Annotated in this window: 20 protein-coding genes; 11 read left to right on the forward strand and 9 right to left on the reverse strand. The window is 65.1% G+C overall.

Features of this window, described 5'->3' with window-relative positions:
- Positions 1 to 2 precede the first annotated feature (2 nt).
- The gene (locus AC3FJ6_RS19195) at positions 3 to 506 is read right to left on the reverse strand and encodes an MgtC/SapB family protein (protein ID WP_488773301.1); all 504 of its coding nucleotides are present in this window, start codon (positions 504 to 506) and stop codon (positions 3 to 5) included.
- 91 nt (positions 507 to 597) lie between these two features.
- Between AC3FJ6_RS19195 and AC3FJ6_RS19200 the strand changes: the two genes are divergently transcribed.
- The 3 genes from AC3FJ6_RS19200 to AC3FJ6_RS19210 all read left to right on the forward strand — a co-directional run bounded on the left by AC3FJ6_RS19200 (position 598) and on the right by AC3FJ6_RS19210 (position 1844).
- On the forward strand, positions 598 to 966 hold the full coding sequence (locus tag AC3FJ6_RS19200; protein ID WP_487522131.1) for a 5-carboxymethyl-2-hydroxymuconate Delta-isomerase: 369 nt from the start codon (positions 598 to 600) through the stop codon (positions 964 to 966).
- 105 nt (positions 967 to 1071) lie between these two features.
- Positions 1072 to 1311 (forward strand): DUF2789 domain-containing protein, encoded by a 240-nt coding sequence (locus AC3FJ6_RS19205; RefSeq protein WP_153947963.1) that lies wholly within the window; start codon positions 1072 to 1074, stop codon positions 1309 to 1311.
- Between the two features lie 155 nt (positions 1312 to 1466).
- The gene (locus tag AC3FJ6_RS19210) at positions 1467 to 1844 is read left to right on the forward strand and encodes a hypothetical protein (RefSeq protein ID WP_488773302.1); all 378 of its coding nucleotides are present in this window, start codon (positions 1467 to 1469) and stop codon (positions 1842 to 1844) included.
- Between the two features lie 92 nt (positions 1845 to 1936).
- On the opposite strand, the gene garD is transcribed toward AC3FJ6_RS19210, so the two are convergent.
- Together garD and AC3FJ6_RS19220 are read right to left on the reverse strand one after the other, a co-directional pair.
- On the reverse strand, positions 1937 to 3526 hold the full coding sequence (gene garD, locus AC3FJ6_RS19215; protein WP_488773303.1) for a galactarate dehydratase: 1590 nt from the start codon (positions 3524 to 3526) through the stop codon (positions 1937 to 1939).
- Positions 3527 to 3542: 16 nt separating this feature from the next.
- Positions 3543 to 4910 carry an MFS transporter gene (locus AC3FJ6_RS19220; protein WP_488773304.1) on the reverse strand — a complete coding sequence of 456 codons (1368 nt, stop codon included), beginning with the start codon at positions 4908 to 4910 and terminating at the stop codon, positions 3543 to 3545.
- A gap of 431 nt (positions 4911 to 5341) precedes the next feature.
- Between AC3FJ6_RS19220 and kdgD the strand changes: the two genes are divergently transcribed.
- The 3 genes from kdgD (at position 5342) to AC3FJ6_RS19235 (ending at position 8607) form a co-directional block, all read left to right on the forward strand.
- A complete protein-coding gene (kdgD, locus tag AC3FJ6_RS19225; RefSeq protein ID WP_153947967.1) occupies positions 5342 to 6256 on the forward strand; it encodes a 5-dehydro-4-deoxyglucarate dehydratase in 915 nt (304 codons plus the stop codon).
- A 216-nt stretch (positions 6257 to 6472) separates the two neighbouring features.
- Complete coding sequence (locus tag AC3FJ6_RS19230) at positions 6473 to 7276, forward strand: enoyl-CoA hydratase (protein WP_488773305.1); 804 nt, start codon at positions 6473 to 6475, stop codon at positions 7274 to 7276.
- A 335-nt stretch (positions 7277 to 7611) separates the two neighbouring features.
- Positions 7612 to 8607 (forward strand): isopenicillin N synthase family dioxygenase, encoded by a 996-nt coding sequence (locus AC3FJ6_RS19235; protein WP_488773306.1) that lies wholly within the window; start codon positions 7612 to 7614, stop codon positions 8605 to 8607.
- Between the two features lie 128 nt (positions 8608 to 8735).
- Here the strand turns inward: AC3FJ6_RS19235 and AC3FJ6_RS19240 are convergent, their stop codons facing one another.
- Positions 8736 to 9194, reverse strand: a complete 459-nt coding sequence (locus AC3FJ6_RS19240) for an HU family DNA-binding protein (protein WP_153947970.1) — start codon at positions 9192 to 9194, stop codon at positions 8736 to 8738.
- Positions 9195 to 9468: 274 nt separating this feature from the next.
- Positions 9469 to 9966: an Mpo1 family 2-hydroxy fatty acid dioxygenase gene (locus tag AC3FJ6_RS19245; protein WP_488773307.1), complete on the reverse strand. Its 498-nt coding sequence runs from the start codon at positions 9964 to 9966 to the stop codon at positions 9469 to 9471.
- 203 nt (positions 9967 to 10169) lie between these two features.
- Between AC3FJ6_RS19245 and AC3FJ6_RS19250 the strand changes: the two genes are divergently transcribed.
- The 3 genes from AC3FJ6_RS19250 (at position 10170) to AC3FJ6_RS19260 (ending at position 13802) form a co-directional block, all read left to right on the forward strand.
- Positions 10170 to 11066, forward strand: coding sequence for an arylamine N-acetyltransferase family protein (locus tag AC3FJ6_RS19250; protein ID WP_488773308.1), 897 nt, complete (start codon positions 10170 to 10172; stop codon positions 11064 to 11066).
- 180 nt (positions 11067 to 11246) lie between these two features.
- On the forward strand, positions 11247 to 12011 hold the full coding sequence (locus tag AC3FJ6_RS19255; protein WP_488773309.1) for an SDR family oxidoreductase: 765 nt from the start codon (positions 11247 to 11249) through the stop codon (positions 12009 to 12011).
- Between the two features lie 24 nt (positions 12012 to 12035).
- Positions 12036 to 13802 carry a class I adenylate-forming enzyme family protein gene (locus AC3FJ6_RS19260; RefSeq protein WP_488773310.1) on the forward strand — a complete coding sequence of 589 codons (1767 nt, stop codon included), beginning with the start codon at positions 12036 to 12038 and terminating at the stop codon, positions 13800 to 13802.
- A 40-nt stretch (positions 13803 to 13842) separates the two neighbouring features.
- Here the strand turns inward: AC3FJ6_RS19260 and AC3FJ6_RS19265 are convergent, their stop codons facing one another.
- From AC3FJ6_RS19265 to AC3FJ6_RS19275, 3 genes are all read right to left on the reverse strand, one after another.
- Positions 13843 to 14331, reverse strand: a complete 489-nt coding sequence (locus AC3FJ6_RS19265; RefSeq protein WP_488773311.1) for a CreA family protein — start codon at positions 14329 to 14331, stop codon at positions 13843 to 13845.
- Positions 14328 to 14816 (reverse strand): acyl-CoA thioesterase, encoded by a 489-nt coding sequence (locus AC3FJ6_RS19270; protein ID WP_124686467.1) that lies wholly within the window; start codon positions 14814 to 14816, stop codon positions 14328 to 14330. Before AC3FJ6_RS19270 ends, AC3FJ6_RS19265 begins: the two co-directional genes overlap by 4 nt.
- Before the next feature lie 205 nt (positions 14817 to 15021).
- Complete coding sequence (locus AC3FJ6_RS19275; RefSeq protein WP_008651272.1) at positions 15022 to 15303, reverse strand: HU family DNA-binding protein; 282 nt, start codon at positions 15301 to 15303, stop codon at positions 15022 to 15024.
- Between the two features lie 564 nt (positions 15304 to 15867).
- Here AC3FJ6_RS19275 and AC3FJ6_RS19280 point away from each other — a divergent pair.
- A complete protein-coding gene (locus AC3FJ6_RS19280) occupies positions 15868 to 17070 on the forward strand; it encodes an ammonium transporter (RefSeq protein WP_488773312.1) in 1203 nt (400 codons plus the stop codon).
- Between the two features lie 233 nt (positions 17071 to 17303).
- Positions 17304 to 18164, forward strand: a complete 861-nt coding sequence (locus AC3FJ6_RS19285; protein WP_153947977.1) for a mechanosensitive ion channel family protein — start codon at positions 17304 to 17306, stop codon at positions 18162 to 18164.
- Between the two features lie 40 nt (positions 18165 to 18204).
- Here the strand turns inward: AC3FJ6_RS19285 and AC3FJ6_RS19290 are convergent, their stop codons facing one another.
- Positions 18205 to 19419, reverse strand: a complete 1215-nt coding sequence (locus tag AC3FJ6_RS19290) for a Bcr/CflA family multidrug efflux MFS transporter (protein WP_488773313.1) — start codon at positions 19417 to 19419, stop codon at positions 18205 to 18207.
- Positions 19420 to 19519 lie beyond the last annotated feature (100 nt).

Consider the following 19519-nt stretch of genomic DNA (forward strand, 5'->3'; position numbering starts at 1 on the left):
GCTCAGCGCGGCGGCGTGTCGGCCCCATCGTCGTCGCCGTCGCGGTATTCCGGGGGCAGCTTCTTGGTCAGCCTGCCGTCGAAGCGGGCATGCAGGCTGTTCTCGAACTTGCCGCCCAGCCGCAGCAGCAGCATGCCCAGCGCGAGCGCCATCACCACGATCGCGTAATAGCCGGCGCCCGACGCCGCACCCAGGATGGCCGCCAGCCAGATGCCCGCCGCCGTGGTCAGCCCCTGCGGACGGTCATGCACGCCGTGCCGCGCAATCACGCCCACCCCCAGGAAGCCCACCCCGGTCAGCAAGCCCTGCAGCACGCGCGACATGGCATCGGCAGGGTGTCCGTTGAGCGTCACCACGCACACGGCCGTGGCCGCCCCCAGCGCCACCAGTCCCAGCGTGCGCATGCCGGCCGCCTTGCCGTGCAGATTGCGGTCCAGGCCGATGATGGCTCCCGCGGCAAGCCCGCCAAGCAGCCGCCAGAAGAGTTCCAGAGAGAATTGGTCCATGTCGGCAAGCTTAGCGCGTGAAGCGTCGACATGACAGCCGGGATTGCCGTACGATGCGGATTCCCTGCCTTCGCCCCACGGAACCGATTCCATGCCCCATCTGATTGTCGAAATCACCGAAAACACGCGCCTGACCTGCTCCTTCGAGGAACTTCTGGACGAAGCGAATGCCGCGCTGCTGTCGAGCGGCCAGTTCCAGGAACCCGATATCAAGTCGCGTTGCGTCACGCTGTCCACGTTCCGCCAGGGCACGGAGCCGGCCGACCGCGCCTTCGTCCATGCCACGCTGCAGATCCTGGACGGCCGCGACCAGGGCGTGCGCAAGCAGCTTGGCGAACTGGTGGTGAATGCGATTTCGGAAATGGTGCGCCCCGGCGCGCCAGGACAGACCGTGCAAGTCACGGTGAACGTCGTGGAAATGGAGCGCGCCACGTTTTCCAAGCAGATCATTGCCGGCTGAATGGCCGGCTGGATCGGGACGGCGCGATCTCGGCAGCGCCAATCCTGACCTAAGCTGGAACCTCCGGCTGGCCACGCCGGCCGCCAGTTACCGGGAGACATCGCCATGGACACCCCCTTCCACCCGTTCTCCGACCTCTTCGCACAGCTTGGCCTGCCGTCGGACGAGGCCAGCATCCGCGCCTTTATCGCCAGGCATTCGCCGGTTCCGCAGGATGTCGATCTCTGGGACGCCCCCTTCTGGACACCGGCACAGGCCGCGCTGCTGCGCGACGAGATCATCGAGGATGCCGACTGGGCCGAGGCCGTCGATCAGCTGAACCTGGCCCTGCGCGCGCCGGCCTGATCCGCGCCGCGCGTCGCTGCTGGCGCGTAGCACCTTGGGCCGATGGACGCGGGCGCGGGATCGGCGCTACCATCGGCTGATCCACCCTCCAGGGTGGTTGCGACCCGCCACCCGCCGCCCTGCGGCGGGCGTGCCAGTCCGCCACGGAGATATCCATGCTGCTGCGCCGTCATGCAAACCGACTCGCATTGTTCGCCGCGTCGTTCGCCATCCTGTTCGCCGGTCTGACGCCCGTTTTCCATGGGCATGCCCAGACACCGCAGCCGTCCCCGGGCGACGCCGCCATCAACGACGCCATTTCCGATGCGGTCCGTCAGGGCTCGATCCGCTTCCAGCCCACACCGTCGCATGCGCCCACGCTCGAAGAGCAATGCGACCAGCTTGCCTTGCAGATCGGCGAAACCCCGCGCCGCAGCTACCGGCCCTCGAACGCGCCGGTAGAAAACAGCCAGGGCAATGAAATCTCGACGGTCGAGCGCGACCGCACCCGGCGGCAACTGCAGAAGGTTTATCAGGAAAAATGCATGCAGTAGCGGACCATCGCGCCGCGACGGCCGGGACGGCGGCCCTGCCGTGATCGGATAACGGGGGTCACGGCATAAGGCGCCGTATTCAGCACTTCCGCTCAGGTCACCGGCGCCGGGTTGAACAGTGCCAGCGAATTGTGCAGGCCATGGTGCTCGGCCCAGGTCTTCTTGCGGCCGCTGGCCACGTCGATCATCAGGCGGAACAGTTCCCAGCCCACATCCTCGATAGTGGCTTCGCCCGTGGCGATGCGGCCGGCGTTGACATCCATCAGGTCGTGCCAGCGTCGCGCCAGGTCGCTGCGGGTGGCCACCTTGATGACCGGCACCTCGGCCAGGCCGTAAGGCGTACCCCGGCCCGTGGTGAACACGTGCAGATTCATGCCGGCCGCCAGTTGCAGCGTGCCGCAGATAAAGTCGCTGGCCGGCGTGGCGGCGTAGATCAGGCCCTTGGTGCGGACCTTGTCCCCGGGCGACACCACGCCCGAGATCGGCGCGCTGCCCGATTTCACGATCGACCCCATGGCCTTTTCGACGATGTTCGACAGGCCGCCCTTCTTGTTGCCCGGCGTGGTGTTCGCGCTGCGGTCTACACGGCCGCGGTCCAGGTATTTGTCATACCAGTCCATCTCGCGAATCATCGCCTCGGCCACTTCGGGCGTGGCGGCGCGCGAGGTCAGCTGGTCGATGCCGTCGCGCACTTCGGTCACTTCGGAGAACATCACCGTGGCGCCGGCACGCACCAGCAGGTCGGTGGCAAAACCGACGGCCGGGTTGGCGGTGACGCCCGAGAACGCATCGCTGCCGCCGCACTGCACGCCTACCACCAGCTCGGAAACAGGCACCGTCTCGCGCTTGCGCGCATTGAGCGCCTCGAGGTGCGGAATGGCCATCTGCACGATCGAATCGATCATCGAGCCGAAGCCCACATGCTTGTCGTCCTGCAGGCAGACCACGCCCACCTGCACTTCGCCGGCGCCGGTCTGGATCGGGATCGTGCCTGGCGGCATCAGGCGCTCGGGTTGCAGCTTCTCGCAGCCCAGGCTCACCATCATGGCGGTTCCGCCAAAATTCGGGTTCAGCGCGATATTGCGCAGCGTGCGGATCGGCACCACGGCATCGGGCGCATCGATGGCCACGCCGCAACCGTAGGTGTGCTCCAGCCCGATCACGTCGTCCACGTTCGGATACTTCGGCAGCAGTTCGGCCTTGATGCGCTTGACCGCGTGGTCGACCACGCCAGCCACGCACTGCACGGTCTGGGTAATGGCGAGGATGTTGCGGGTGCCCACCGAGCCGTCTGGATTGCGGAAGCCTTCGAACGTGTAGCCTTCCAGCGGCGGCAGCGGCTCGGGCAGGCGCGTGCCGATCGGCAGGTCGGTCAGCCCCGGAGCCACGGGCATCTCGATCACGCGTTCGTTGACCCAGCTGCCGCGCGGCAGGTCCTGCAGCGCATAGCCGATGGTCACGTTGTAGCGCGTGACCGCGTCGCCCTTTTTCAGGTCCGCCAGCGCCACCTTGTGGCCCTGCGGCACGCGTTCCACCAGAGTCAGGCCGCACGGGAACACCGTGCCGGCAGGCAGGCCGCCGTCATTGGCGACGATGGCCACGTTGTCATTGGCGTGGATGCGGATGTACAGCGGCGGACGTTGCTCCGCGGCCTGGGCGTTCTGTACCGACAGGTCCGACATGGTGGGGATTCCTTCTCTATTGGGGGTGCTTCAGTTCGACGCGGCGAATGTCCTTGACGATCACCAGGTAGCTCAGCACGGTCACCAGGGCGTTGATGCCCACGAAGACCAGCGCGCCGTTGAACGAGCCCGTGGCGCTCAGGATATAGCCGATCACAATCGGCGTCACGATGCCCGCGATATTGCCAAACGTGTTGAAAATGCTGCCGGCCAGGCCGATCACTTCCTTGGGCGCCGTATCGGCCACCACGGCCCAGCCCAGCGCGCCAATACCCTTGCCGAAGAACGCCAGCGCCATGATGCCCACGACCAGCCATTCGGCATCGACGTAGTTGCACGCGATCATCGACACCGACAGCAGCATGCCGGCCACGATGGGTACCTTGCGGGCCAGCGTCAGCGAATGGCCACGGCGCAGCAGCGTGTCGGAGATCACGCCGCCCAGCACGCCGCCCAGGAAACCGCAGATGGCCGGCAGCGAGGCCACGAAACCGGCCTTCAGGATCGACATGCCGCGCGCCTGCACCAGGTACACCGGGAACCACGTCAGGAAGAAGTACGTCAGCACGTTGATGCAGTACTGGCCCAGGTAGACGCCGGCCAGCATGCGGTTGGTCAGCAGCTGCCTGGCGTAGAACCAGCCGGCCGGATTGGCCACGGGGCCGCCGTTTCTGGCGTCTTCGCCTTCGCCCATGTGGATCAGGCCGCCGCCCTGCGCGATATGGTCGAGCTCGGCCTGGTTCACGCCGGTGTGCGTGGCCGGGCTGCGCATGACCTTGAGCCACACCAGCGCCAGCAGCATGCCCATGATGCCCATCCACAGGTACACATGGTGCCAGCCCCAGCTATGGACGATCCACGCCATCAGCGGCGTGAACACCACGGCCGCAAAATACTGCGCGGCATTGAAGATGGCCGACGCGGTACCGCGCTCGGCGGTCGGGAACCAGCTGGCCACCACCTTGGCGTTGGCCGGGAAAGCCGGCGACTCCGCCAGCCCCACGGCAAAGCGCAGCGCGAAAAGAATGCTGATGGCCTGGCCGATCGTAGCGAAAACGCCAATCCAGCCTTGCAGCAGCGTGAAGAACGACCACAGGAAAATGCTGAAGGCATAGATGCGGCGCGCGCCGAAACGGTCGAGCAGCCAGCCGCCCGGGATCTGCGCCATCACGTAGGCCCAGCTGAAGGCCGAGAAGATATAGCCCATCTGCACCGCCGAGAAGCCGAACTCCTCGCGCATGGCGGGCCCGGTGATGGACAGCGTGGCACGATCGGCGTAATTGATCGTGGTCACGATAAAGATCAGGGCAAGGATCCAGTAGCGGACGTTGGTGCGGCGGGCGCCGGCTGCGGCGGCCGCGCTGGAAGCGGGTGTTGCGTTCATCGGGGTCTCCTCACAGCCGGTGGACCTCGATGCGGGAATGCGTCTGGACCGGCGTGTGATATGTCGTCGTACGACCAGAATTATAGAGACGCGGTTCCGTCCGCCACAGTGCGCGTTTACCCTGCCTTGGTGCAATGGTCTGTATTTCGGCGCGTGGGCCGATATCGCTGCCTTTCAATTGGCTTGCGGCTTTGCGGCGGATTCTGTCCGGTTTGCCAGCCCACCCTGCCCGGCTGCAGCAACGCGTGGGCACCCGTCTTCGCCACCTTTTTCACCGGGGTTTTCCCTTGGTTTGCGCCGTCCCACTTGCACGGTCAAGTTGTTAGTTGTACGATGACTTATCTCGAATTTAACAACGATGGATCGGGCACCCACCGGCCTTGATTCACACTTCACCCACCATTCGCCATGTGGCGATCAGGAAGAGCGACATGACTACACCGCAAGAACTGAAGCAGATTATTTCCGAAGGCCTGCTCTCGTTCCCCGTTACCGATTTCGACGCACAGGGCAACTTCCGCGCCGACACCTATACCGAGCGCCTGGAATGGCTGGCGCCGTACGGTGCCTCGGCCCTGTTCGCCGCGGGCGGCACCGGTGAGTTCTTCTCGCTGACGCAGCAGGACTACTCGAATGTGATCCGCACCGCCGTGGAAACGTGCCGTGGCAAGGTGCCCATCCTGGCTGGCGCTGGCGGCCCGACCCGCGTGGCCATCGAGTACGCCAGGGAAGCCGAGCGCCTGGGCGCCCACGGCATCCTGCTGATGCCGCACTACCTGACCGAAGCCAGCGAAGACGGCATCGCCAACCATATCGAAGAGGTTTGCAAGGCGACCCGGTGCGGCGTGATCGTCTACAACCGCGCCAATTCGCGCATCGGCGCCGACCTGCTGGCCAAGGTGGTGGACAAGTGCCCGAACCTGATCGGTTTCAAGGACGGCGTGGGTGACATCGAAGCCATGGTTCGCGTGCGCCGCAAGCTGGGCGACCGCCTGGCCTACCTGGGTGGCCTGCCCACCGCCGAAGTCTATGCCGCTGCCTACAAGGCGCTGGGCGTGCCGGTGTACTCGTCGGCCGTGTTCAACTTCATCCCGAAGACCGCGATGGACTTCTACCGTGCCGTGGCCGCCGACGACCACGCCACGATCGGCCGCCTGATCGACGACTTCTTCCTGCCGTACCTGGACATCCGAAACCGCAAGCATGGCTACGCCGTGTCGATCGTGAAGGCCGGCGCCAGGCTGGTTGGCCACGACGCCGGCCCGGTGCGCGCGCCGCTGACCGACCTGACCGAGGAAGAAGTGGCCAAGCTGGACGCCCTGATCAAGAAGCTGGGTCCGCAATAAGCCATACCGTATCGAGTTGAAGCATTGCGAGCCGACACAAGTCGGCTCTTTTTTTTTGAGCCGCCGCCGGTGCCAGCGGTGGACGCCGGCAGGCCACTGGCAACCCACCGGTACGCCAATCGTCCGCGATCCCGGCATCCGGATTCACCCTGATTCCGCACCCATTGCGAGCAAATCGCGCGATCATTGCGCCATTGACCGATGACGGAGCCCGATATGGCAGCGCAGTCAGACGACAAGGCAACCGAGCCGCTGGTGCTGCATGACAGCCGCGATGGCGTGGTGACACTGCGGCTGAACCGGCCGCTGCAGTTCAATGCGCTCTCGGAAGCCATGCTGGCCGCGCTGCACGGCGCCCTCCACGGCATCGCCAGCGATGACAGCGTGCGTTGCGTGATTCTGGCAGCCCAGGGCAAGGCATTCTGCGCGGGCCACGATCTGCGGGAAATGCGCGGCCAGCCCGCGCTTTCGTACTACCAGGGCCTGTTCGCCCGGTGCAGCGTCGTGATGCAGGCCATCCAGGCGCTGCCGGTGCCTGTCATTGCGCGCGTCCATGGCATTGCCACCGCCGCCGGCTGCCAGCTGGTCGCCAGTTGCGACCTGGCGGTCGCGTCCATGCAGGCGCAGTTTGCCGTGTCCGGCATCAACGTCGGGCTCTTTTGCTCCACGCCGTCGGTGGCGCTGTCGCGCAACGTGGCAACGAAACGGGCCTTCGACCTGCTGGTGACCGGGCGCTTCATCGACGCCCAGACAGCGGCCGATTGGGGCCTGATCAACGAAGCCGTGGCCGACGATGATCTCGATGCCGCCGTCGCACGCAAGGTCGCCCAGATCTGCGCAAAAAGCCCGACGGCCATCCGCTATGGCAAGGCCATGTTCTACAGGCAGCAGTCGATGCAGCTGGCCGACGCCTACGCCTTCGCTGGCGACGTGATGGCCCGCAACATGATGGAAGAGGATGCGGGCGAAGGGATCGACGCGTTCCTGCAGAAGCGCGATCCGCGCTGGACCCAGCGGTAGCACCGGATGCATCGCCCCGCGCGGACGATGCACCGTCGCCAGCCCATCCACGCACCACAACCGCCCCGCCATGCGCCAGGAAGGTGAAAAACAGCCGGATTTCGTCCGTTTTGCGCTGGCCCAAAACCTGCGATGGTGATGATTGAAGAGTAGAAGCGTTCAACCGCCCGTTTCCTGACGCCCCTATTGGCGCAGGCGGGCGGCAGGAAATTGCTCTTGATGTCCGCGCCGCTGCGGAACTCGAGAGCCAGAGACTTCCTGCATCCCAGGTATTCCAGGTATCCCGCTTTCCCGGTCGGCCGGACCCGTTCAACTTTTCCTGAACCCGGAACGACATGACCAGGACAACCACCCTCCCCCTGCACGAACTGGCGCGCGAGTCGCGCATGGGCGCCCACGGCACCGAGACCGATGCGCGGGACATCCGCCGCATCGACCTGTCGGATTTTGACCAACGCAAAGCCGAGATTGCCGACCAGCTCTGGCAGGCTGCCGTCGAAATTGGCTTCTTCCAGCTGGAAAACCACGGCATCGACCTGACAGCCGTGCGCGAAGCGTTTGCCATGACCGAACAGTTCTTCGCGCTGCCTGAGGCGATCAAGGGCCAGTATCCGCTGCAGAAGGCCAACAACGCCGGCTGGGAAACCCGCGCCCAGGTGCGCCCGTCCACCGGCACCCCCGATCAGAAGGAGTCGTACCAGATCACGCGCCCGCATATGGCCGCGCTGTGGCCCACCGACACCGAGCTGCCCGGTTTCCAGGCCACCATGCTTGCGTTCGAACGGCAATGCTGGGACGTCGGCATGAAGGTGCTGTCCTGCTTTGCCGACAAGCTGGGATTTGACGCGGATTTCTTCAGGCGCGCGCACGACCCCGTAGCGCCCGACTATCAGAGCACGCTGCGCCTGCTCCACTACTACGCGATTCCGCCTGAGGCGCAGGACAAACTCGACCTGTGGCGCGCCGGCGCGCACACCGATTTCGACTGCCTGACGCTGCTGTTCCAGCGCCAGGGACAAGGCGGTTTGCAGGTTTGCCCCGGCAAGGAGATGGAAGCCCAGGCATGGACGCCGATTCCACCGGACGAGGACGTGATCACCTGCAACATCGGCGACATGCTGATGCGCTGGAGCGACGACCGCCTGCCGTCGAACTTTCACCGCGTACGCAACCCGCTGCCGGGCGAATACATGGGCCCGCGCTACAGCCTGGCGTTCTTTTGCCAGGCCAACCGCAATGCCGTGATCGAGGGGCCGGCGAAGCAGTATCCGGCGATCACCGCCGGCGATTTCCTGCGCCAGCGCGTGGCGGCTAACTTCAAGGCGTACTGACGCCCGGGCGCCGGCCGGGCGCCCATAAACCAAAAGACCCCGTGCTCTTGCGAGACACGGGGTCTTTAGCCGTCCGGCGCCTGCACGGGGCAGGCAGCGGGCGGGCGACTACCAAAGTGGGTCGGCGATCAGGCCGCAGCGTCCTTCAGCTTCTTCAGCGGACGGACCTTGACCTTGACGCTGGCCGGCTTGGCCGGGAACCAACGCTCTTCACCCGTGAACGGGTCCTTGCCGAAACGCTTCTTCTTGGCCGGCACTTGCTGCGCGGTCACCTTCAGCAGGCCCGGCAGCGTGAATTCGCCAGCGCCCTTCTTGTTCAGCGCGCTGACGATGGTGTTTTCGAGGTGAGCCAGCACCGTCTTCACAGCCTTGGCTTCGAGCTGGGTTTGTGCCACCAGGTGAGCGACCAGGCTCGACTTGTTGAAGGTGTCCTTCAGCGGCTTCACGGTCGGAGCAGCAGCGGGAGCAGCCTTCTTGGCCGGTGCGGCCTTCTTTGCGGCAGCCTTCACGGGTGCCTTGGTTGCTGCGGCCTTCTTGGCAGCAGGCTTGGTTGCAGTCTTCGCGGTCGGTTTCGCTTTGGTCGCCATATCGATATACGAGAGTTGAAGATTGATGTCCCGGCCATTTGCCATCCATCGCAGCGTAGCACCTGTCATCGCTTGCGAATCGTGCTGGCCGGCACGCACTGAATCATAGCGGAAACAGCCAGAAGTAAAGGGGTTTTCTCACATGCGACAGGTCAAACCAAGGGAAAAACCCGGGTTTTGTCGCTGGTTTGCGTCAGCAGATGCGCTGCGGAGCGGTACGTCCCCCCACTTTCGCACGTGACAGACGCCGCGAACGCGCAAAAGTTTCCGCGAATCAGTGCGCGTGCGCGGCCACCGCATCGCGCGTTTCGCGCGCCAGCCCCATGGCAAAGGCGGCTTCGGCCACCAGAAACAGCGGGCCCACCAGCAGGCCGACGAGGTCGTCGACAAAGGCCGGCTTGCGACCCTCGAAGTAGTGGCCGACAAACTGGATGACCCACCCTGCCACGAACAGGCCGATCCCCGTGGTCAGCCACGCCACGGTGGAAAGCGCGGCAATCCAGGCCCCCGCCCACACGAATACCGCCAGGATCGCGGCCATCGCCACGCCAAAGCCGAACGACAGGCGCAGGTAGAACAGGCAGGCCAGCACATAGACGACGATGGCCGGCGTCAGGAACAGCACGCCGTCCCCCAGCGGCATGGCGGGGCGGCCCAGCAGCGCGGTAACGGCCAGCACGATCATCGGAATGCCGACGAAATGCGTGACGACGTTACGGCTGTCGCGGTGGTAGGCTGCGTAGCTGGACAGATGATCGATCAGGGTTTTCACGGGGCGTCTCCTCTCTTCTGGCTGTTTTCAGGCGCTGTCTGGTCTCTGGTCGTGCGCGGTCGCACCCGCAGGCCGCCGGCACCGCCAGACCACGTTGCGCGCCGGGTTTTGCTGTGGATTTATATTAGTGACGCACCGCGTGCTCCGGAAGAGGGTCAACCCGCCGTTCGAGCCGCCCTACTAATTCTTCCAGTCCCCTCGATATGCGCCACGAAGACGAGATCCCCGCCCTCACCATCGGCCAGCGCGATGCCTGGCTCGAACGGATCGGCATCGGCAACGAGGCCGATCTGTCGCCCACCCTGGACACGCTGAATATCCTGATCGGCGCCCACCTGCGGCATATCGCGTTCGAAAACCTGACCCCGCTGGTGGGCTGGCGCGTGAATATCGATCTGCCGGCGGTATTCGACAAGCTCGTCGCGCAGCGGCGCGGTGGCTACTGTTTCGAGCTCAATACGCTGTTTTGCGCGGGCCTCAAGGCGCTGGGATTCGCGGTGACGCCACTGGCCGCCCGCGTGCGCTGGAACGTGCCCGACGAGCGCCCCACGGGGCTGTCGCACATGCTGCTGCGCGTGGAAGTGGCGCACGAAAGCCATGTCGCCGATGTCGGCTTTGGCGGACCCACGCCGGACCGCGCGCTGGCGCTGTCACTGCCGGCGGCTGCCGCCTCACCGTACCGGCTGCTGCCCACGCCGCCCGCCGTGGCCGGCACGGGCTTCCATTCGTATGATCTGGCCGTACGTGATCCCGAGGCGAATGCTGACGATGCAGAGGCCTGGCGCGTGCTGTACCGCTTCGACTTGACCCCGCAGCCGCAAATCGACTACGTGGCGCGCAACTGGTACGTCTCGACGCATCCCGACAGCCACTTCACGCAGAAGTTGATCGCCGCCCGCACGGAAGCCGACGGCACGCGGCTGTCGCTCGGCAACGGCAGCCTGACCGCGCGCATGCCGGACGGCAGCGTGCAAAAGACCGACCTGCCGACGGCCGGCCACGTCATCGACGTCCTGGCCGGCCGCTTCGGCATCCGTATCGACGACGACCTGCGCGCCGCGCTGGCGGCACGGCTGCCGGCCGTGCTGGCAGCGCCCTGATATGCCGCGCTGCGGCACGGTCCATGCATCGCATGAATTGCCCGCAGAAAGTTTGCTGATATCGGCCCTGCCGCGCCAGTCGGGCTGTGGACTGGGAAACGACGCCTGCCCATAATGTCCCGGCCCATTCACGATTCAGGCGGCGGCCAAGACCGCTGCCCATCCCTATCAGGAGACACCATGTCATTGTTCGATCTGTCGGGCAAGGTTGCCATCATCACCGGGTCCTCGCGCGGTATCGGCCGGGCCATTGCCGAGCAAATGGCCATCCAGGGCGCCAAGGTCGTCATCTCGTCGCGCAAGGCCGAGGCCTGCCAGGAGGTGGCCGATGCCATCAATGCGCAACACGGCGCCGGCACCGCGCTGGCCGTGGCCGCCAACATCTCGTCCAAGGAAGCCCTGCAAAACCTGGTCGACGAAACCAACCGCACTTTCGGCAAGGTCGACATCCTGGTCTGCAACGCCGCGTCGAATCCCTACTACGGGCCGATGAGCGGTGTGTCGGACGACCAGTTCCGCAAGGTGCTGGACAACAACGTGATCTCGAACCACTGGCTGATCCAGATGGTGGCGCCGCAGATGATCGAACGCAAGGAAGGCTCGATCATCATCGTGTCGTCGATCGGCGGCCTGCGCGGATCGCCCACGATTGGCGTCTACAACGTCTCGAAGGCAGCCGACTTCCAGCTGGCGCGCAACCTGGCCGTGGAGTTCGGGCCGCACAACGTGCGCGTGAACTGCATCGCCCCGGGCCTGATCAAGACCGATTTCGCCAAGGCGCTGTGGGACGATCCCGTGCGCTACAAGCAGTCCACCGAGAATGCGCCGCTGCGCCGCATCGGCGAGCCGGTGGAAATCGCCGGCGCGGCCTGCTTCCTGGCATCGGCGGCCAGTACCTTCATGACCGGCCAGGCCTTGGTGGTGGACGGGGGCGTCACGATCTGATCTGTCTTGCGCGGGAGGCAACGCATGTCGCAACATCCGCAACATCCGCAGCAACCCTCGCCGGCCGGCCCACAGTGGCCGGTCATGTCGATTGCCGAGGCGCACGCCCGGCTGACCGCCTCCGGGGCGCCGTTCGAAACCGAGACGCGTGTGATCCGGGGCATCCCCACCACGGTCTGGAAGAATGCCCCGCCCACGCTGCGCGACCTGTTCCTGGTCGCCGCGGGCTGGGGCGAAAAGACGTTCGTCGTCTACGAGGACGAACGGGTCAGCTATCGCGCATTTGCGCTGGCCGCCACCGCGCTTGCCCACCAGCTGGTGGGCGACGGCGTGCGCAAGGGCGACCGCGTGGCCGTGGCCATGCGCAACCTGCCCGAGTGGCCCGTGGCGCTCTATGCCGGGCTGCTGGCGGGCGCCATCGTCACGCCGCTCAATGCCTGGTGGACCGGTCCCGAACTCGAATATGGCCTGTCGGATTCGGGCAGCCGGATCGCCATCGTCGATCACGAGCGCCTTGACCGCATCCTGGAGCACCTGCCGGACTGCCCCGCGCTGGAACGCATCTACGTGTCCCGTGCGCCGGCCGACGCCACGTTCGACGACCCGCGCATCGTGCCGCTGGCGTCGGTGATCGGCGAATCCGGCGCCTGGCCGTCGCTGCCGTCGCAATCGCTGCCGCTGGTGCCGCTCGACCCCGAAGACGACGCCACGATCTTCTATACGTCGGGCACCACGGGCAAACCCAAGGGCGCCGTCGGCACCCACCGCAACGCCTGCTCGGTGGCCGTCTGCGCCCAGTTCAGCCCGCTGCGCAACCTGCTGCGGCGCGGCGAGCCGGTGCCAGAGCCGAATCGCGATGCCCCGCAGAAGGCCGCGCTGCTGGCCGTGCCGTTCTTCCACGTCACCGGATGCATGTCGGTGCTGAACGGGGCGCTGGCCAGCGGCGGCAAGATCGTGCTGATGTATCGCTGGGACACGCTGCGCGCAATGGAACTGATCGAACGCGAGCGATGCACGTCGGCCGGCGGCGTACCCACGATCGCCTGGCAGATCATCGAACATCCGCGGCGCGACGAATTCGACCTGTCATCGCTCGAAAACATCCACTACGGCGGCGCGCCGGCATCGCCCGAACTGGTGCGCCGGATCCAGACGGCCTTTCCGAACGCCGCGCCCGGCATCGGCTGGGGCATGACGGAAACGTCCGCCACGTTCACCAGCCACAGCGCCGACGAGTACATTCACCGGCCGGACGCCAGCGGCCCTGCGCTGCCAATCGGCGAGATGAAGATCGACGATGGCTTCGGCAATGCGCTGCCGCCCGGCGAGATCGGCGAATTGATGGTGCGCGGCGCCAACGTCGTGCGTGGCTACTGGAACAAGCCTGAGGCCACGGCAAAGACCTTTGTCGATGGATGGCTGCACACCGGCGACGTGGCGCGGCTGGACGAGGAAGGCTTTCTCTACATCGTCGACCGCATGAAGGACATGCTGATCCGTGGCGGCGAGAACATCTACTGCATCGAGGTGGAAAGCGCGTTGTATGCCCATCCGGCCGTCATGGATGCGGCCGTGGTCGGCATTGCGCACCGGACGCTGGGCGAGGAACCGGGGGCCGTGGTCAGCCTGAAGCCGGGCGCCCGGGCCACCGAAGCGGAGCTGCAGGATTTCGTGCGCCAGCAGCTGGCCGCGTTCAAGGTGCCGGTGCGGATCATCGTCCGGGACGACATGCTGCCCCGCAATCCGAATGGCAAGATCCTGAAATCGAACCTGCGCAAGCTGTTCGAATAGGAAGGCCGGCGTCGCAAGGCCCTGCGACGCCGCGAGGCCGTCACTTCACAGGAATCGGCGTCCCGGCCGGCACCGGGACGGCCGTCACCGCGTTCTGCGGGCTGCCGCTGACGATGCGGTCCGAATAGGTCAGGTAGACCAGCGTATTGCGCTTGCGATCCACCGCGCGCACCACGTGCAGCGTCTTGAACAGGATCGACATGCGTTCCGAGAACACGTCTTCCTGCGCCTTGAGCGGGCCCTTGAACGCGATCGTCCCCACCTGCCGGCAGGCAATCGACGCCTCGGGCGGGTCCTCGGCCATGCCGAACGTGCCTTTGATGCCACCGGTGCGGGCACGCGACACGTAGCACGTCACGCCTTCCACCTGCGGATCGTCGTAGGCCTCGATCACAACCTTGTCCGACCCCGTCACCCGGAAATTGGTCGAAACGCTACCGATTTCCTCGGCATGGGCGGCAGCCAGCAGCGTGGCCAGGCCACATGCCAGCCCAGCCGCCAGCACAATACGCAATGGCCTCGGCGTCATTCGGCGGTCGCCCCCTTGATCTCGTCGTGGCGGCGCTCCATTTCCTGGCGCAGCGCACGGCGTTGCCGGGCGGCTTCGAAACGCTGGCGCTCCACCTCGTCGCGCGGCTGCAGCGGCGGCACTTCGGCCGGCGTGCCGTTGTCGTCCACGGCCACCATCGTGAAATAGCAGCTGTTGGTATGGCGAACCACCTTGCTGCGGATGTTCTCGGTCACCACCTTGATGCCGATTTCCATCGAGCTGCGGCCCGTGAAGTTCACCGCCGCCAGGAACGTCACCAGTTCGCCGACGTGAATCGGCTGGCGAAACACCACCTGGTCAACCGACAGCGTCACGACATACCGTCCGGCGTAGCGGCTCGCGCACGCGTAGGCCACCATATCCAGGTACTTGAGGATGGTGCCGCCGTGGACATTGCCGGAAAAATTGGCCATGTCCGGCGTCATCAGCACGGTCATGGACAGCTGGTGGGACAGATCATTCATCGCAGAAAATCCAGAAATCGAGCATGAGGCGCGGGCAGTGTAACCCGCTCGGCCGGGTCATGGCATATCGGATGTGCGCGATTTCCGCTGCGAAGCAGCAAAACAGTCTGAATACCCTGCGGGACAAATAAAAAAAGCGGCCCCGCAGGCCGCTTTCTGTACTTCCGTACTTCTGTACTTCTGTAACGCTCCGGACGCGATGCGCTTACTTCTTCTTGTTCACGGCGTCCTTGAAACCCTGGCCGGCCGAGAACTTCACCGTCTTGGCGGCCGGGATCTTGATCGTTTCGCCGGTGCGCGGATTGCGACCGGTACGTGCAGCACGCTTGCCCGAGCTGAAGCTGCCAAAACCTACCAGCGTAACCGAGTCACCCTTCGCAACTGCCTTCTTGATACTGTCCAGCGCAGCGTTCAGCGCGCGCTCGGCGGCGGCGTTGCTGAGTTCTGCTTCCGCGGCGATGGCCGATACCAGTTCACCTTTATTCATGGCTGATTTCCCTTGTTTGGTCGTCGTCACCGGACTTTTGCCAAGTGGCAAAAGTCCGATCGGCGCAGTCTAATCTGCCCTTTACGGCTTGAGCAATCCCCAGTGGCACCGATGCAACGAAAACTGCCGAAAATCGTTCTCCGACAAGACTTAGCGGGGTTTTTACCCCTCTGTTTTTCGAATCGGCACATCACATTTGAGGATCAAGACGTATCGGACGGCGCACTTTATGAAACCGGCAGATTATTGCCGATTATTCACCGTACGGCGCAATTTCCGCCTTCCGGTTTGCCGAGGTCGGATTGCCAGCCCACGGCGCGCATTTTCGGTGCAGCGCGGCGCCATGCACCAATCAGGGTCCGCTCGCGCGCTGACATGCGTCTTTTTGGCGCACGCATGCCCCATGATCGCTCCACCCTCGCCCTGCTCCGTGCCGCGTGGGGGGATGCACCGACAGCGCGCCCGGTGCGGCGCGCCCAGATTTGGCGCGGCATTCCCCGTTTTGCGCCAAAAACTGGAACGCTAATTGCTTATCCGTGCTCCCATTTTGAGCATGAGGTAACGATGGAGAACCTGAAGACAGGCACGGATGCCTTGTTCATCCTGCTGGGCGCGATCATGGTGCTGGCAATGCACGCGGGGTTCGCATTCCTGGAACTTGGCACGGTTCGCAAGAAGAATCAGGTCAATGCACTGGTAAAGATACTGGTCGATTTCGCGGTGTCGACGCTGGCCTACTTCTTCATCGGATACACCATCGCCTATGGGGTCCAGTTCTTTGCCGGCGCGGAGACACTGGCCGAGAAAAATGGCCACGAACTGGTGAAGTTCTTCTTCCTGGCGACGTTTGCCGCCGCCATTCCGGCGATTATCTCGGGCGGCATCGCGGAACGCTCGCGCTTCAATCCGCAACTGATGGCGACCTTCGTCCTGGTGGGCTTTGTCTATCCGTTCTTCGAAGGCATCGTCTGGAACAACCGCCTGGGCGTGCAGGACTGGCTGGCTTCGGTCACGGGCGCACCGTTCCACGACTTTGCCGGTTCGGTGGTCGTGCACGCGGTGGGCGGCTGGATCGCCCTGCCCGCCGTGCTGCTGCTCGGTGCCCGCCGCGGCCGTTATCAGAAGGATGGCCGCATCAGCGCGCATCCGCCGTCGAACATCCCCTTCCTGGCGCTGGGCGCCTGGGTGCTGGCGGTGGGCTGGTTCGGCTTCAACGTGATGAGCGCGCAGACCATCGACAAGATTAGCGGCCTGGTGGCCATCAATTCGCTGATGGCGATGGTCGGCGGCACGCTGGCGGCCTGGGCGGCGGGCCGCAACGACCCGGGCTTCTCGTACAACGGCCCGCTGGCCGGGCTGGTGGCGGTCTGCGCAGGCTCCGACATCATGCATCCGCTGGGCGCGCTGGTGACTGGCGCCGTGGCTGGCGTGCTGTTCGTCTATCTGTTTACGCTGGCCCAGAACAAATGGCATATCGACGATGTGCTGGGTGTCTGGCCGCTGCACGGCCTCTGCGGCGCCTGGGGCGGCATTGCAGCGGGCGTTTTCGGCAGCCGCCTGCTGGGCGGGATGGGCGGCGTGTCGCTGGTGTCGCAAGTGGCCGGCACGCTGATGGGGATCGTGGTCGCGCTGGTTGGCGGCACGGTGGTCTATGGCACGCTGAAAAAGCTGGTAGGCATCCGCCTGGACCCGGAAGAGGAGTTCAACGGCGCCGACCTGACGCTGCACCGCATCTCGGCCACGCCGGAGCGTGAAACCAACTGGTAAACCACGTATTTGCAGGGCATTGTGGAAAAAAGCGGCCGGGCATTAACCCGGCCGTTTTTACTTGGCGCGCAAAAAAGATTGACTTGAACTTTCGCGCGCGAGCGCCCAATAATGCCCTTGCGGTTTCCTCAAACGCCGACACAGGCGTGCCTTGTGATCCTGACATTATCGACAGCATGCTTTCGTTTTCGCTGTCCCTGTTTTTCCTGCCCGTAAATCACAGGAGTATGTTCATGGATACCACCTCGCTGCAAAGCATCCGCGACGTCATTTACAGCTACGCCACCATATTCGGCGTGAAAATCCTGGCCGCGCTGGCGTTCTGGGTGGTGGGCCGCTGGCTGATTCATTTCGTGGTGCGGCTCGTACAGAATTCGCTTGCCAGGCAAAGCGTCGACCCCACCCTGCTGCGCTATGTCGGATCGATCGTCACCGTCACGCTGAATGTCGTGCTGGTGATCGGCATCCTGGGATACTTCGGCATCCAGACCACCACGTTCGCGGCGCTGATCGCGGCGGCCGGCGTGGCCATCGGCATGGCGTGGTCCGGACTGATGTCCAATTTCGCTGCTGGCGCGTTCCTGGTGGTCCTGCGTCCGTTCAAGGTCGGCGACTTCGTGACCGTGGGCGGCGTGACCGGCACGGTGCGCGAAATTGGCCTGTTCGCCACGTCGCTCGATACCCCGGACAACGTCCTGACCGTGGTCGGCAACAACAAGATCTTCAGCGACACGATCCAGAATTTCACGGCCAACCCGTACCGGCGCGTGGAACTGAAGGCGCAACTGGCCGGCACCACCGACGCCGTGGCAGCCATCGCGCTGCTCAAGGAAAAACTGGCCGCCATCCCGAACGTACTGGCCGAACCGGCGGTCGATGTGGAGATCCTGGAATTCACGCTGGTGGGGCCGGTGCTGGCGGTACGCCCGTACTGCCACAACGACCACTACTGGCAGGTGTACTTCGACACCAATCGGACCATCCGCGACAGCTTCGGTGCGGCCGGTTTTGCGGCCCCGATGCCGGCGCAGATGGTGGTCATGCAGAACGCCCCGGCCGTGCCGTTGACCCAGCCGGCCAACCAGGCCGCCTGAGCAGTGAGCCCGGCGCGCCCGGGCCCATCTGCTTGACCGCTCACCCGGGCTGGCGCATGCCGGCCCGCCCGTACAGACGCAGCAGCACGGCGCCGCTGCCGCAGACCGCCATCACCACGGCCAGCGGCAGCGCCGTGCCGTCGTGCCAGACACTGACCGCGGCACCGGCCAGCGTGCCGAAACCGAACTGGAGCGTGCCCATCAGCGCAGACGCCGTGCCGGCCCGATGGCTTTGATGGGCCAGGGCCAGCGCCGAAGCGTTCGGCGTGATGCATCCCAGCCCGGCCAGGAACACGAAGAAACAGCACAGCAGCACCGGCAGCGACGCCACGCCCAGCAGCGTGGCCGCAGCCAGCGTCAGGCCCGCCACGCATGGCGCGATCAGCGCGACGCGCAGCACATCGTCCAGCGCGCGAGCGCGCACCAGCTTGGCGTTGACCTGCGACATCGCGATCAGGCCAAATGCGTTGGCCCCGAAAACAAAGCCGTAGTGGGAGGGATCGATGCCATGCAGTTCGATCAGCACGAACGGCGAGCCCGCGATATAGGCGAACATCCCCCCCTGCACGCATCCGGCGGACAGCGAGTACCCCAGGAATTCACGGTCGCGCAACAGCTCCCAGTAGCCGCGCAGCACCGTGCCGGGATGCAGCGTGCGGCGGCGCTGCGGATCCAGCGATTCTTCCATGCGCGTATGGATCAGCCACAGCAGCAGCACGGCCGCGCCGCAGTGAATCCAGAAGATCGCGCGCCACCCCGTGGCCGCCAGGACGGCCCCACCGATCAGCGGCGCCAGGATCGGCGCCAGCCCCATCACCAGCATCAGCGACGAAAAAGCCCGCGCGGATTCGCGTGCCTCGAGCCGGTCGCGAATCACCGCCCGCGAGACCACCAGCCCGGTGCAGCCGCCCAGCGCCTGCAGGAAGCGCCAGACCATCAGCGACTCCACGCTCGACGCCAGCGCACAGCCGGCGGCGGCCACGCCATAGATCGTCAGGCCCGCATAGAGCGGCGCCTTGCGCCCGAAACGGTCGCTGACCGGGCCGTAAAACGCCTGGCCGATGGCCAGCCCCACCAGGAACGTGCCCAGCGTCAGTTGCACCTTGCCGATGTCGGTATGAAGGTCGGCTGCCAGCGCGGGGAAGCTGGGCAGGTACATGTCAATGGAAAGCGGTGCGATGGCGGTGAGCGACGCGCAGATCAGCAGCCAGAGCGGAAAGCGCGCGTCGGTGCGCGCGCTTGCGGAGGACGTCATGAAAGGGATCCGGTAAGACAAGCCGCAATTGTTGCATAGCGGGCAAGCCCCTGGCGGCGCGCGCGTCAAGTCACCAGACGTACCGTGGAAAATCCGCCGC

It is taken from the genome of Cupriavidus sp. 94F1 (genome assembly GCF_057798875.1).

What these genes read in the sequence shown, in the direction of transcription:
- AC3FJ6_RS19195 (WP_488773301.1), bottom strand. Translation starts at nt 506, where the DNA reads ATGGACCAATTCTCTCTGGAACTCTTCTGGCGGCTGCTTGGCGGGCTT.
- AC3FJ6_RS19200 (WP_487522131.1), top strand. Translation starts at nt 598, where the DNA reads ATGCCCCATCTGATTGTCGAAATCACCGAAAACACGCGCCTGACCTGC.
- AC3FJ6_RS19205 (WP_153947963.1), top strand. Translation starts at nt 1,072, where the DNA reads ATGGACACCCCCTTCCACCCGTTCTCCGACCTCTTCGCACAGCTTGGC.
- AC3FJ6_RS19210 (WP_488773302.1), top strand. Translation starts at nt 1,467, where the DNA reads ATGCTGCTGCGCCGTCATGCAAACCGACTCGCATTGTTCGCCGCGTCG.
- garD (WP_488773303.1), bottom strand. Translation starts at nt 3,526, where the DNA reads ATGTCGGACCTGTCGGTACAGAACGCCCAGGCCGCGGAGCAACGTCCG.
- AC3FJ6_RS19220 (WP_488773304.1), bottom strand. Translation starts at nt 4,910, where the DNA reads ATGAACGCAACACCCGCTTCCAGCGCGGCCGCCGCAGCCGGCGCCCGC.
- kdgD (WP_153947967.1), top strand. Translation starts at nt 5,342, where the DNA reads ATGACTACACCGCAAGAACTGAAGCAGATTATTTCCGAAGGCCTGCTC.
- AC3FJ6_RS19230 (WP_488773305.1), top strand. Translation starts at nt 6,473, where the DNA reads ATGGCAGCGCAGTCAGACGACAAGGCAACCGAGCCGCTGGTGCTGCAT.
- AC3FJ6_RS19235 (WP_488773306.1), top strand. Translation starts at nt 7,612, where the DNA reads ATGACCAGGACAACCACCCTCCCCCTGCACGAACTGGCGCGCGAGTCG.
- AC3FJ6_RS19240 (WP_153947970.1), bottom strand. Translation starts at nt 9,194, where the DNA reads ATGGCGACCAAAGCGAAACCGACCGCGAAGACTGCAACCAAGCCTGCT.
- AC3FJ6_RS19250 (WP_488773308.1), top strand. Translation starts at nt 10,170, where the DNA reads ATGCGCCACGAAGACGAGATCCCCGCCCTCACCATCGGCCAGCGCGAT.
- AC3FJ6_RS19255 (WP_488773309.1), top strand. Translation starts at nt 11,247, where the DNA reads ATGTCATTGTTCGATCTGTCGGGCAAGGTTGCCATCATCACCGGGTCC.
- AC3FJ6_RS19260 (WP_488773310.1), top strand. Translation starts at nt 12,036, where the DNA reads ATGTCGCAACATCCGCAACATCCGCAGCAACCCTCGCCGGCCGGCCCA.
- AC3FJ6_RS19265 (WP_488773311.1), bottom strand. Translation starts at nt 14,331, where the DNA reads ATGACGCCGAGGCCATTGCGTATTGTGCTGGCGGCTGGGCTGGCATGT.
- AC3FJ6_RS19270 (WP_124686467.1), bottom strand. Translation starts at nt 14,816, where the DNA reads ATGAATGATCTGTCCCACCAGCTGTCCATGACCGTGCTGATGACGCCG.
- AC3FJ6_RS19275 (WP_008651272.1), bottom strand. Translation starts at nt 15,303, where the DNA reads ATGAATAAAGGTGAACTGGTATCGGCCATCGCCGCGGAAGCAGAACTC.
- AC3FJ6_RS19280 (WP_488773312.1), top strand. Translation starts at nt 15,868, where the DNA reads ATGGAGAACCTGAAGACAGGCACGGATGCCTTGTTCATCCTGCTGGGC.
- AC3FJ6_RS19285 (WP_153947977.1), top strand. Translation starts at nt 17,304, where the DNA reads ATGGATACCACCTCGCTGCAAAGCATCCGCGACGTCATTTACAGCTAC.
- AC3FJ6_RS19290 (WP_488773313.1), bottom strand. Translation starts at nt 19,419, where the DNA reads ATGACGTCCTCCGCAAGCGCGCGCACCGACGCGCGCTTTCCGCTCTGG.